Raw genomic sequence first — 12,355 nt, 5'->3', positions numbered from 1 at the left:
ACGTCCTTCGATCGTTTACGACTCGTTATAATCGGCTCTCGCCGGTCGCTTCGGGGGCTAGCCGGATCAGTGCCGTCTCGCGGGTCGTCGGCGTCGCCGCTCCTGTTGCGACCGGTTTCCGTCTGTTGTCTCCGCATTACAATTGACCGATCCGTGGTCGTCACGCGTAGTCGGTCGCTCTCGGCGTTCAGTCGGCCACGAGCGTCTCGCACGTCCATCTACGTATGAACAGGGAGGATCACATCGTCAGCGGCTTCAAGGCAACGCTCGTCGCGCGCGCCATCTACATGGCGTCGAGCGCGCTGTTAATGTTCGTGTTAGCGCGGTACCTCAATCCGGACGGGTACGGCGCGCTGTACTGGGCAATCGGGGTGTTGACCGTCGTCCAGCTGTTCGCGGATCTCGGCCTCAGCAAGTCCGTCGCCCGCTACATCTCCGAATATCGCGAGACGGATGCGGGTCAGATTCCCCACCTCATCAAGACGACGATCACGGCGAAACTCGTCTTGCTCGCGTTCGTCGCCTACGTTCTGGTGCTCTTCCACGAGTGGATCGCGATCGCGCTCGGTGATCCGGGAGCGGCCCCGTTCCTCGCCGCCGGCGCGCTCTACCTCGTCGTCTACTCCGCGAGCACGTTCTCGCAGGTGTCGTTTCAGGGGTTCAACCACCTCGGCTACAGCGCCATCGTCCAGGCGATCAGCGGCGCAGGTCGCCTGGTCTTTTCCGTCGCGTTCGTGCTCCTGGGAATGGGCGCGCTCGGCGCGTTCTTCGGATACATCATCGGCTACGCCATCGCCGGCGCCATCGGACTCGGAATCCTCTACACGGGATTCTACAAGCGCTACGATGCGGCCGAGGAGTACGAGGAGGGACTTTCTCGCCGGCTGCTGGAGTACAGTCTCCCGCTGACCGCGACCCGGAGCGCGAACGTCATCGACAAGCAGATCGACACGGTCCTCATCGGCGTCTTCCTCAACCCGGCCGCGGTCGGGTTCTACACCCTCGGGAAGCAGGTCACGGACTTCGTACTCGCGCCCGCCGAATCGCTCGGGTTCACCATCTCGCCGAACTTCGGCGAGCAGAAGGCCGCCGGCCAACTCGACGAGGCCAGGCGGATCTACGAGACGTCGCTGACGAACGTCCTGTTGCTCTACATCCCGGCGGCGGTCGGACTCGCGATCGTCGCGGGCCCGTTCCTGACGATGGTGTTCGGGGCCGACTACGCGGGCGCCGTTCCGGTCCTGCAGGTGCTCGCGGGCTTCGTCGTGTTGCAGGCGATCACGAACCTGACCAGCGACAGTCTCGATTACCTCGGTCGCGCCCGCGAGCGGGCCATCGCGAAAGGCGGGACGGCCGTCGCCAACCTCGTGCTGAACATCATCCTGATCCCGACGGTCGGGGTCATCGGCGCGGCCGCCGCGACGGTGGCGACCCACTCGGTGTACGTGGCGGTGAACCTCTACATCGTCCACACCGAGTTGCGGCTGAACGTCAGGCGACTCGCCCGCACGACCGGACTCGTCTGCGGGATCACGGGTGTGATGGCGATCGCCGTGTTGCTCGTGACGCCGCTGGTCTCGAACCTGCTCATGCTGTTTGGGGCGATCGCCGTCGGGGCCGTCACCTGGGGGGTCCTCGCGGTGCTCAGCGGCCTGGTCGATCCCAATCAGGTGCGGTCGGTCATCGGCTAATCCGGCTCCCGTGAGGGGCGCGATCGCGACCACAACCGCGTTCCCGGTCGTAAGCCCCTCGGACCCCCTTCGGCCGGTGAATCGCCGGCCAATACTTATCAGACGGCTCGATGTCTAGTCCGTATGGCCGCCGATCCCGTTACCGTCGGGGTGCTGAGCCTTCACACGAGCAAGGAAACGAAAGCGATCCTCAACGCCGTCGAAGACCTCGGCCACGACACCGAGTGGCTCCGGACCGAGAACACGTCGATCAGCGTCAACGACGGCAGCGCCGTCCTCGAGCCGTCGGTCGACGTGCTCGCGAACCGAATGCTGTTGTCGAACACCGAACAGCCGGCCGAGGAGCTCGGGCTCGTAAACGCGTTCTCGCGGCTCGTGCCGACGCTCAACGAACCGAGCGCGGTGATGACGGCCATCCACAAGCTCTCGACGGCGACGGCGCTCGCGTCGAACGACGTCCGGGTCCCCGACGTCACGCTCGCGCTCAGCGGCGACCAGTTAAACGCCGTCCGGGAGCGATACGGCGACGAGGCCGTCTACAAGACCGCGATCGGGACCCACGGCGGCGGGACTTGGAAGGTCGGCCCCGACGACCCCGTCAACGCGAAGGTGGGCAACCGGTACGCCTTCCTCCAGGAACTCGTCAGCCAGGAGAACGTCCGCAACCGCGATCTGCGCGTCTACGTCGTCGGCGACGAGATCGTCGGCGCGATGTACCGCTACGCGCCGGACAACGACTGGCGGACCAACGTCGCGCTTGGCGGCTCCGTCGAGAACGCGACCGACGACCTCCCCGAGGAGGCCGCCGACATGGCCCGCCGGGCAACCGACGTCATCGGCCTCGACTACGCCGGCGTCGACCTCGTCGAGGGCGACGAGGGCTGGTTCGTCCTCGAAGTCAACCCGACAGCAGGGTTCAAGGGTCTCTACCAGGCGACCCAGGTCAGCCCCGCGCCCTACATCGCCCGCCTGGCGATCGACCGCGCCGGCGGCGAGGTCGACGACGAGCGCGTCGAGGACCTCGCGAACGTCCTCGACGACTCTCGGCCGACGGCCCAGCCCCACGAGGCGGTGGCACAGGACGTGGAGCCGGCGGTGATCGGCTACACCGAGGAGATCGTTCTTTCGGGGACCAGCGGTTCGACGTCGGTGGTCGCCAAGTCCGACACGGGCGCGACCCGGACCAGCATCGACACGAGCCTGGCCGCTGACATCGGTGCCGGCCCGATCAAGTCGATCACCCGCATTCGGTCGGGAAGCAGCAAGCAGTCCAGGAGCCGGCCCGTTGTGGACGTCGTGGTCGGCGTCGGCGGCAACCAACACACCGTCACGGCGAGCGTCGAGGACCGCAGCCACATGGATTACCCCGTCTTACTCGGGCGCGATATTCTCGGGAACTACCAGGTCGACGTCAGCCGTCGGGTCGACAGCGACACCTCGGACACGCCGGAAGAGGAAGAGGAGTCCGAAGAAGCGACGGACGAATGAGTAGTTGCTCGAGCGGTCCGCGGTTGCGGTTTTTCTCGTCCTGCCGGCATCGATGGGGGCGGAACGGTCGATGACTGCGCGGGAAAGGGTTCGCTCGAGCGGCGGTCGATAGCGGTATCAGTGGGACCGGTTTTCAGTATCGGAAACAATATGGGCAAATCGTTAACTGGAAGTTGCGATCGGTACACCTATTATTCTCGAATCCAATCTTACATTCGTAGAGAGAATCCATGTTAGACGAGGATCCGAAACGCGATGCGAACGACGAGCTCCCGGAGGGGGCCCGACAATGAAAGAAAACAATCACGACTGGTGGCCGAATCGGTTGAACTTGAAGGTTCTCGACCAAAACGCCCGCGAAGCCGGACCGATGGACGAGGACTTCGAGTACGCCGAGGAATTCCAGAAACTCGACCTCGAAGAGGTGAAGGCGGACATCAAAGACCTGATGACGACGTCGCAGGACTGGTGGCCCGCCGACTACGGCCACTACGGGCCGCTGTTCATTCGGATGGCGTGGCACAGCGCCGGCACGTACCGCACCACCGACGGCCGCGGCGGCGCGTCCGGCGGTACGCAGCGCTTTGCGCCCCTCAACAGTTGGCCCGACAACGCGAACCTCGACAAGGCGCGCCGGCTGCTCTCGCCGGTCAAGCAGAAGTACGGCCGCAAACTCTCGTGGGCCGACCTGATAGTTCTGGCCGGGAACTGCGCCCTCGAGTCGATGGGATTCGAGACGTACGGCTTCGCCGGCGGGCGCGAGGACGAGTTCGAGCCCGACGAGGCCGTCGACTGGGGGCCCGAAACCGAGTGGGAAGCGTCCGATCGCTTCGGCGACGACGGGGAACTCGAGAACCCCCTCGCCGCCACCGTGATGGGGCTCATCTACGTGAACCCGGAGGGGCCGGACGGTGAGCCGGATCCGGAGGGGTCCGCGGAAAACATTCGAGAGTCGTTCGGTCGGATGGCGATGAACGACGAGGAAACGGCCGCGCTCATCGCCGGCGGACACACGTTCGGGAAGGTCCACGGCGCCGACGACCCCGACGAGCACGCCGGTCCCGAGCCCGAAGCGGCCCCCATCGACCAACAGGGCCTCGGCTGGGAGAGCAGCCACGGCTCCGGCAAAGGGAGCGACGCAATCACCAGTGGGATAGAAGGCCCATGGAATTCCACGCCGACCCAGTGGGACATGGGGTATATCAACAACCTGCTCGACTGCGAGTGGGAGCCGGAGAAGGGCCCCGGCGGCGCGTGGCAGTGGACGCCGAAGGACGAGGACCTTCGGAACACCGTGCCGGGCGCTCACGATCCGTCGGAGAAGGAAACCCCCATGATGCTGACGACGGACGTCGCCCTGAAGCGCGATCCGGACTATCGGGAGATCATCGAGCGCTTCCAGGAGAACCCGGACGAGTTCCAGGAGGCCTTCGCGAAGGCGTGGTACAAGCTGATCCACCGTGACATGGGCCCGCCGTCCCGGTTCCTCGGCCCGGAGGTTCCGGACGAGGAGATGCTGTGGCAGGACCCTATCCCCGACGTCGACTACGAACTCATCGGGGACGACGCAATTGACCAGCTCAAAGCGGAGATCCTCGAGTCGGAACTGTCCATCTCTCAGCTGGTCAAGACCGCCTGGGCGTCGGCATCGACGTACCGCGACAGTGACAAGCGCGGTGGAGCTAACGGGGCCCGCATCCGCCTCGAACCGCAGAAGAACTGGGAGGTCAACGAGCCCGAGCAGCTGGAGGCGGTTCTTTCGACTCTCGAAGAGATTCAGGAGGAGTTCAACAGCTCGCGATCCGACGGAACGAGGGTCTCGCTGGCCGACCTGATCGTTCTGGGCGGCTCCGCAGCCGTCGAGAAGGCTGCGGCGGACGCCGGGTACGACGTGGAAGTTCCGTTCGAACCGGGCCGCACCGACGCCTCGCAGGAACAAACCGACGTCGAGTCCTTCGAGGCGCTCGAACCGGAAGCCGACGGGTTCCGTAACTACCTCGGAGACAACCACGACCGGTCGGCGGAGGAGCTGCTGGTGGACAAGGCCGACCTGCTGGATCTGACGGCCGACGAGATGACGGTTCTGGTCGGCGGCATGCGCGCGTTGAACGCGAACTATCAGGGGTCCGAGCTCGGCGTCTTCACCGACCAGCCGGAGACGCTGACCAACGATTTCTTCGTGAACCTGCTCGACATGGACTACGAGTGGGAAGCGTCCTCGGAGTCCCAGGACATCATGGAGTGGGAAGCGCCCTCCGATGCCCAGGACATTTACGAGTTGCGCGACCGCGAAACGGGCGAAGTCGAGTGGGCGGGGACCCGCGTGGATCTCGTCTTCGGTTCGAACGCCCGGCTTCGAGCCATCGCGGACGTCTACGGATCCGACGACGCGGAGGAGAAATTCGTGCAGGACTTCGTGGAAACGTGGAGTAAAGTGATGAAGCTCGATCGCTTCGACCTCGAGTAATCGAGCGGTCGCCCTCGCCGGCACCGGCGTCGGTATCGGTCGGATAGTCCGTCCCCGAACGCCGATCGCTTTCGCTGGGACCGTTTTATCGCCCGGTCGGCTACTCGCCCGACCGGACACCCGTTTGCGACGTCCGTTCGAGCATGGACTCCGCTCGGATTCGACTCCGATCCGCGCTCGCGTTACTCGCTGCGGACGACGACCTCGTCGTCCGTGATCTCTTTGATCTGTGAGGCGTCGACCGGATAGTCGTCGTCGCCGTGGCCGCCCCAATCGAGGCGCGCTTTGAGCCGATCCGTCAGCCCCGGCTCCGGATCGATGTAGGCCGTCTGCCCCTCGATCTCGGCGACCATACCGATCTGCTGGCCCGATTCGTCGAGGACGGCCTTCCCCTGATCGTCCCGCGAGAGTTCGATCGCCGACGCGCCCGCCTCGCCGGTCGCTTCGGTGCCGGTCTCGGCCCCGGCACCGGCGCCGGGTTCGGTTCCGACGTCGGCGTCCGCCATCGCGTCGTCGCCGGCACCGGTCGCTTCGGCACCCATCTCGCTGCTCTCGGCGGCTCCGTACTCGTCGGCGTCGATGATCTCGCCCTCGATCACGTCGCTGCCGATGAGCTCGGATTCGATCAGTTCGGACTCCTCGAGGAGGTAGGTCATCCGCAACCGATCGCTCAGTTCTTCCTCGACGATCCGCCGCTCGATGAGTTCGCTCCGAACGGCGTCGCCTTCGGTGCGCTGGCTCTGGATGACCTCCCGGTCGAGCACCTCGTCGGTCGTCACCTCCGAGCGGACGACGTCGCTCTCGAGGATCGAGCGCTGGACGCTCTCGAGTTCGATGTCCGTCTCGATCTCGTCGCTCTCGATCGCCTCGTCCTGTTCGATGTCGACGTCGACGACGCGGCTCTCGACGATGTAGCGTTCGATCTCCTCGATCGTGTCTAGGCGCGTCTCGTCGACGGTCACCTCGAGCCGGTCGTCGGCGACGAACTCCGTCTCGACGACGTCGCGGCTCAGCAGTTCGGAATCGACAACCTCGCGTTCAGCTAACTCCGTGTCGATTACCTCGCTCTCGATCGTGTCCCGCTCGACGATTTCGGTCTCGACCACCTGCGTCTCGACGACTTCCGTCGTCACCGTCTCGCCGCGCCGGAGCGCGTCCTCGAGTTCGTCGCGGCCGAGATCGGCCCGGTCGAAGGCCTGGTCGCGCTCGACCATCTCGAAGAAGCCCAGGTCCTCGCCGCTCGGTTCGTCCTCCTCGTGGTAGACAAAGACCAGATCCTCGTCACGGAACCGGTCGACGAACTCGTCCCAGGTGTACTCCTCGTGATCCTCGCTGATCTCGTCGCGGCGTGCGAACGAGTGGGTCGGCCCCTCGCCGCTGCCGCCGCCGCGGATCGAGACCGGCACGGCGTCGCGGGCCTCGGCCCACTCTCTAATGCGTTCGGGATCGGTCGTCATCCGTCGCTGATCGGGCGCGTCGGGGTCGGTGGGAGGTGTCTCGTTCGCCATTGTCACTAGGCCTCGAGACCGGTTCGCACTTGAGTCGGCGGGGCCGTCTCGCGGGACAGTTTTCCGTTTCTCGCCCCCTTGCTCGCGGCCTGCATTTTCGGGGGCGTAACTCCCTGTTATCTCCTCGGTGACGGACAGTTTCGCTCGCACGAGTCGCGACAGTACGCGATTACTCGTGCTGCGCGACGGTCGGTGAACCGCCACGGGACCGGTACGCGCCGCTCATTGACGAGCAGTAGGTGTTGCCCGCTCGACCCCACCCATCATCGACGATAGCTGACCCCGAATCCGCCGTCGTGACGACAGAAAGCCGCCTCTGAGAGGATCTACGCGGGTCGACCGATCGAGAGAGTACCCCTACTCGGACTCGTACTCGGCCCAGAGATACCGAGTGGCAACGCTCCGGTACGGACGCCACGGCTCGGCGACCTCCCGCATCTCGGCGCGAGTCATCTCTTCACCGTCGCCGTAGAGTGCCTCGATTGCCCGGCGGATCGCGAGGTCTCCGAGCGGTAACACGTCCGGTCTTTCGAGCACGAATAAGAGGAACATACGTGCCGTCCACGGTCCGATGCCCTTGATGTCGGTGAGGGCATCGGTCACCTCCTCGTTGGAGTGGTCGGCCAGGCCGTCTCGCGTGAAATCGTTCTTCCGGAACGAACGGGCGGCGTTACGCATATACTCGACCTTACTCCGGGACAGTCCGGCCGCGAGGAGCGCTTCGTCTTCCGCTTCTAACACGGCCTCGGGAGTGACCTCGTCACGGAACAGTTCGAACACTCGCTCTCGGACGGCCATCGCCGATGCGGTCGAGAGTTGCTGATTGATAATCGAGATGCAGAGCCGTTCGAATTCGTCCCAGTCTCGTTCGACGTACGGGTCGTGTCGGTCGATTAACTCCGCCATCACGGCGTCTTCTCGCAGTACGGAGTGCGCGTCGTCCAGCATTCGGGTGCTATCATCAGGGTCCAGGCGCGGATATGTATCTCGGTCGGCGACGACTCTGCGCTCGCGCGGGTGCGTTCGGCCAGGCGTCGGCGACGGACGGCGAACGACACGGGACTCCCGCTGCAAGCGTCGGTCTTCGTCACCTGAGACAGGCCGCGGATTAGCGACCGCGGTCGGGACGACTATTTTCGCCCGCCGTACCGTACGACCGACCGGATCCGGAATGCAGCCGATCGTCCACCTCGCCGTCGGCTACCTCTGTTACGCGGCGTCCGTCCGGCTACGCCGTCGCGGCCGTCCCGCCGATACCCCGACCGCCGCGGCGCTCGTCGGCGCGCTCCTGCCCGATCTGATCGACAAACCGATCTGGCTCGCCGGCCTGGCCGACGTCGGCCGGACGGTCGGTCACACCCTGCTGGTCGCGGGCCCGCTGCTCGCCGTCGCCTGGTGGTACGCGGCCGCTCGCGACCGGCGATCGCTGGGCGTCGCGTTCGCGATCGGGCTCGGCTCGCACCTCGCGGCCGACGTTCCCTGGCACGTCCTCGCGGGCGACTACCGCGAACTCGGCTTCATCCTGTGGCCGCTGACGCCAATGGCGCCGTACGCCGGGACGAAATCGCTGGCCGCCGTCAGCGGCGTCGAGATCACGACGCTGTGGCTCGAAGCGATCGTTTTCGCCGCCGGCGTCGCGCTCTGGTGGGTCGACGGCCGGCCCGGTATCGAGTCGGGATGAACGCGAGCGCGGACGCACCCGTAGCCGCGGTCGTCAGTGCTCGGCGCTCGCGCGCTCGCCGTTGTCCTCGCCGGGCGTTTCGGGCTCGACGCTCGCGAGTCGCATCGCGTTGCCGGTGACGCCGAGGCTCATCCCCATGTCGCCGATGACGACCGCGTGGATCACCGTCACGATGCCAAACGGCGCGCCGGCGGCCAGAATCGCCTTCACGGTCAGGCTCGCCCAGATGTTCTGCCGGATGACGCCGTTGGCCGCGCTCGAGAGCCGGTAGAGGTAGGGGAGGCGGGAGAGGTCGTCGCCCATGAGCGCGACGTCGGCCGTCTCGAGGGCCGTATCGGTCCCCGCCGCGCCCATGGCGATTCCGACGTCGGCCGTCGCGAGCGCGGGCGCATCGTTGATGCCGTCGCCGACCATGGCGACGCGGGCGCCCTTGCCCTCGTTCTCGTCGGCGTCCGCTCCCCCGAGTCGCTCTATCCAGTCGAGTTTCTCGTCGGGCAGCAGTTCGGCGTGGTACTCGTCGATGCCGACCGCCTCGGCGATCGCGCGGGCGGTGCCCTCGTTGTCGCCGGTCAGCATTACCGGCCGGACGCCCGCGTCTTGCAGTCGCGAGACGGCCCACTCGGCCTCGGGCCGGACGTGGTCGGCGACGCCGACGACGCCCAGCGGCCCGTCCTCGGTCCCGACGATCACGACGGTCTTACCCTCGGCCTCGAGCCGCGGAACGATCTCGCGCAGGTCGAGACAGTCCCCGCGCTCGCAACCCGGTCGGTCGTCGCCGTCGACCGACTCGAGGACCGTCCCGCCGTCGGTCGTGGCGTGAACGTGTTCGAGGTTCGCCAGGCCCGCGAAGAGATCGGGCTTGCCGACGTAGTGGGTCGTCCCGTCGATTTTGGCGCGGACGCCCTTCCCCGTCAGGGTCTCGAAGTCCGAGACGTCCGGATCGTCGGGCTCGACCCCGCGCTCGGCGGCGTAGTCGACGACGGCCCGACCGATCGGGTGTTCGCTCCGGCGTTCGGCCGCGCTCGCGCGGCGCAGTACGTCGGCTTCGTCGGCGCCCTCGAGCGGGATGACGTCGGTGACGGACAGGTCGCCCGCGGTGAGCGTGCCGGTCTTGTCTATCGCGAGGACGTCGCTCTCGGCGACCGCCTCGAGGTGGCGCCCGCCCTTGATCAACACGCCGTTGCGCGCCGCGCTGGTGATCCCCGAGACGACGCTGACCGGCGTCGAGATGACGAACGCGCAGGGACAGGCGATCACCAGCAGTGTCAGCCCGCGCAGGAACCAGGTGCTCCACGACGCGCCGACCAGCAGCGGCGGCCCCGCGGCGACCGCGATCGCCAGCGTGACGACGATCGGCGTGTAGACGCTCGCGAACCGGTCGACGAACTGCTCGCGGTTCGTCCGCTCGCGCTCGGCGTCCTCGACCAGGCGAACGATTCGGGCGAGCGTCGAGTCGCCCGCGGCGCGTTCGACCTCGACCTCCAGATAGCCGGATTCGGCGATGGTACCGGCGAAGACATCGTCGCCAGCGGTCTTGTCCTCGGGGACGCTCTCGCCCGTGATCGGCGACTGGTCGACCGCGCTCTCGCCTTCGATAACGATCCCGTCGGCCGGGATCTTCTCGCCCGGTCGGACGGCGACGACGTCGCCGACGTCGAGGTCGTCGGCGGGGACGGTCTCCTCGGTGCCGTCGTCGCGCTTGACAGTGGCCGTGTCCGGCGAGAGCTCCATCAGCTCTCGCAGGGAGTCCCGCGCGCGATCCATCGAGAACTGTTCGAGCAACTCGGCGATGCTGAAGAGGACCGCCAGGGTCGCCCCCTCGAAGGGGTGGTGGGCCGCGACCGCGGCGACGATCCCGACGCTCATCAGGAAGTCGATGTCGAGGCTCCGGTTGCGCGCGGAGTAGTAGCCGTTCCGGAAGATCGGCACCCCGGCGACGACCGCGGTCGCGACGAACAGCACCGTCGAGACCTCGTAACTCCGGCCGGCGATCTCGAACAGCGTCGGGTTCGCCCCCGAGGCGACGAACTCGAGGACCAGGCCGACCGCCACGACGACGGCGCCGATCCCCGTGATCCCCGCGCGTCGGCTCTTCCAGATGGGATCGCCGTCACCGATCGGCTCGCCGCTCCCGCCGATCGGCGTCGCGTCGTAGCCCGCGGCCCCGATCGCGTCGGTGACCATCTCGGGGTCGGTCCCCGCTTCGACCGTCACCGTCACGCGTCCCGACGTCGGCCTGGTCTCGATCTCACGAACCCCCTCGGTGCCCGAAAGCGCGTTCTCGACCTTGGTGGCACACGAGGCGCAGTCCATGTCGGGGACCGACAGCGTGAGCTCCGCGTCGCCGGAATCGATCCCGTAGCCGGCCGCGCGGACTCGCTCGCGGATCGCCTGGTCGCTCGTCTGCGTCGGGTCGTACTCGACGACGAGCCGACCGCTGGTCGCGCGCGCGTCGAGGGCGTCGATTCCCGCGAGACGCTCGACGCTGTTGGTCACCTTTCCGGCGCAGGAGGGACAGTCCATCTCCGGGACGCGGAGCTCGAGGGTTCGAGTCTCAGTCGTAGGTACGTCCGAATCCGCGTCGGGCGGCGTCGGCGGCGTCGATTCACTCATTATCGGTCAGTACTCGCCCGCGGCCGATAGGGGTTATTCGGCGTACGCCAACTCGCTCGTCGGATGGGGCCGAACGGCGCTCATCGAATCGAAAGTGGACCGGTGAGCCGCTTCTCGCGGGGATCAGCGGCCGGCCGCGAGCGTCTCGAGCGACTCCTCGTCGACGTAGGCGGTCGCGAGCGCGGCCTCCGCGCGCCGGAGCCGATAGGAGAGGGTCGAGCGCGGCACGTCCAGTTCGTCGGCGAGTTCGGAGAGATCGGTCCGACGCGGCGTCTCGTAGTAGCCGCGTTCGACGGCCGCCCGAAGCGCCTCCTGCTGTTCCGACGGAAGCGACTCGCTCGAGTCGGCGCGACCGCGGTCGGGGTTCAGATCGGTCAGACGCAGCATCTCCATCCCGGCACACTCGCCGACCTCGTCGCCCAGCGCGTCGAAGAAGTCGTGGATTGGCGCGTCGCTCCCGAGGACGATCCGCCAGCGGTAGCGCCGCCCCTCCCGGTAGGTCTCGAACAGCAGCCCCTCGCCGAGGTACTCGAGCGCCAGGTGGGGGACCGACGTGCAGACGTCCGTCCGGTTCCAGTAGGTGTAGACGACGAGCTCGGCGGCGGAGCGATCGAGAAGCTGGGTCTCGCAGTCGGCCCCGCAGTCGTCGCGGACGAGACAGTCCGCACAGAAGGCCGGTTCGCGGTACGCCGCTTCGAGGGCTTCGAGCCCCGCTTCGGAGCCGGTCGCGTGATCGACCCGCCAGAGGCTCTCCGGCGTGACGTGACACGACAGCGACCGCACTGTCGTGTCCGCGTGGGCCTCGAGGGCGTCCGCGACCGGGTTTGTCCCGGGGTCGTACTCGAGGGCGAAAACGAACTCTCGCATACCTACTGTGAGGTGCCGGCGCGACAAATGGTTTCTCGCT

At 66.8% G+C, this 12,355-nt stretch carries 8 protein-coding genes; 4 read left to right on the top strand and 4 right to left on the bottom strand.

Annotation, left to right across the window (positions count from 1 at the left end; genetic code table 11):
• Positions 1-224 precede the first annotated feature (224 nt).
• The 3 genes from BMY29_RS06780 (at position 225) to katG (ending at position 5,646) form a co-directional block, all read left to right on the top strand.
• Complete coding sequence (locus BMY29_RS06780; RefSeq protein WP_049988443.1) at positions 225-1,691, top strand: flippase; 1,467 nt, start codon at positions 225-227, stop codon at positions 1,689-1,691.
• 123 nt (positions 1,692-1,814) lie between these two features.
• On the top strand, positions 1,815-3,179 hold the full coding sequence (locus tag BMY29_RS06775; RefSeq protein WP_049988442.1) for a RimK family alpha-L-glutamate ligase: 1,365 nt from the start codon (positions 1,815-1,817) through the stop codon (positions 3,177-3,179).
• A 289-nt stretch (positions 3,180-3,468) separates the two neighbouring features.
• On the top strand, positions 3,469-5,646 hold the full coding sequence (katG, locus tag BMY29_RS06770) for a catalase/peroxidase HPI (protein WP_049988441.1): 2,178 nt from the start codon (positions 3,469-3,471) through the stop codon (positions 5,644-5,646).
• A gap of 182 nt (positions 5,647-5,828) precedes the next feature.
• On the opposite strand, the gene BMY29_RS06765 is transcribed toward katG, so the two are convergent.
• Together BMY29_RS06765 and BMY29_RS06760 are read right to left on the bottom strand one after the other, a co-directional pair.
• Entirely contained in the window at positions 5,829-7,154 is a 1,326-nt protein-coding gene (locus BMY29_RS06765) for a hypothetical protein (RefSeq protein ID WP_049988440.1), read from the bottom strand.
• A 357-nt stretch (positions 7,155-7,511) separates the two neighbouring features.
• A complete protein-coding gene (locus BMY29_RS06760; protein ID WP_049988439.1) occupies positions 7,512-8,102 on the bottom strand; it encodes a DNA-3-methyladenine glycosylase family protein in 591 nt (196 codons plus the stop codon).
• A gap of 223 nt (positions 8,103-8,325) precedes the next feature.
• Here BMY29_RS06760 and BMY29_RS06755 point away from each other — a divergent pair, with 223 nt between their 5' ends.
• Positions 8,326-8,835, top strand: a complete 510-nt coding sequence (locus tag BMY29_RS06755; protein WP_049988438.1) for a metal-dependent hydrolase — start codon at positions 8,326-8,328, stop codon at positions 8,833-8,835.
• Positions 8,836-8,868: 33 nt separating this feature from the next.
• On the opposite strand, the gene BMY29_RS06750 is transcribed toward BMY29_RS06755, so the two are convergent.
• Complete coding sequence (locus BMY29_RS06750) at positions 8,869-11,448, bottom strand: heavy metal translocating P-type ATPase (protein ID WP_049988437.1); 2,580 nt, start codon at positions 11,446-11,448, stop codon at positions 8,869-8,871.
• Between the two features lie 123 nt (positions 11,449-11,571).
• Entirely contained in the window at positions 11,572-12,315 is a 744-nt protein-coding gene (locus tag BMY29_RS06745) for a helix-turn-helix domain-containing protein (protein WP_049988436.1), read from the bottom strand.
• Positions 12,316-12,355: the final 40 nt, after the last annotated feature.

It is taken from the genome of Natrinema salifodinae, assembly GCF_900110455.1.
Taxonomy (GTDB): Archaea; Halobacteriota; Halobacteria; order Halobacteriales; family Natrialbaceae; genus Natrinema; species Natrinema salifodinae.
The sequence above is the reverse complement of the archived record's forward strand: the minus strand, read 5'-3'. Positions and strand labels throughout refer to the sequence as shown.

What these genes read in the sequence shown, in the direction of transcription:
- BMY29_RS06780 (WP_049988443.1), top strand. Translation starts at nt 225, where the DNA reads ATGAACAGGGAGGATCACATCGTCAGCGGCTTCAAGGCAACGCTCGTC.
- BMY29_RS06775 (WP_049988442.1), top strand. Translation starts at nt 1,815, where the DNA reads ATGGCCGCCGATCCCGTTACCGTCGGGGTGCTGAGCCTTCACACGAGC.
- katG (WP_049988441.1), top strand. Translation starts at nt 3,469, where the DNA reads ATGAAAGAAAACAATCACGACTGGTGGCCGAATCGGTTGAACTTGAAG.
- BMY29_RS06765 (WP_049988440.1), bottom strand. Translation starts at nt 7,154, where the DNA reads ATGGCGAACGAGACACCTCCCACCGACCCCGACGCGCCCGATCAGCGA.
- BMY29_RS06760 (WP_049988439.1), bottom strand. Translation starts at nt 8,102, where the DNA reads ATGCTGGACGACGCGCACTCCGTACTGCGAGAAGACGCCGTGATGGCG.
- BMY29_RS06755 (WP_049988438.1), top strand. Translation starts at nt 8,326, where the DNA reads ATGCAGCCGATCGTCCACCTCGCCGTCGGCTACCTCTGTTACGCGGCG.
- BMY29_RS06750 (WP_049988437.1), bottom strand. Translation starts at nt 11,448, where the DNA reads ATGAGTGAATCGACGCCGCCGACGCCGCCCGACGCGGATTCGGACGTA.
- BMY29_RS06745 (WP_049988436.1), bottom strand. Translation starts at nt 12,315, where the DNA reads ATGCGAGAGTTCGTTTTCGCCCTCGAGTACGACCCCGGGACAAACCCG.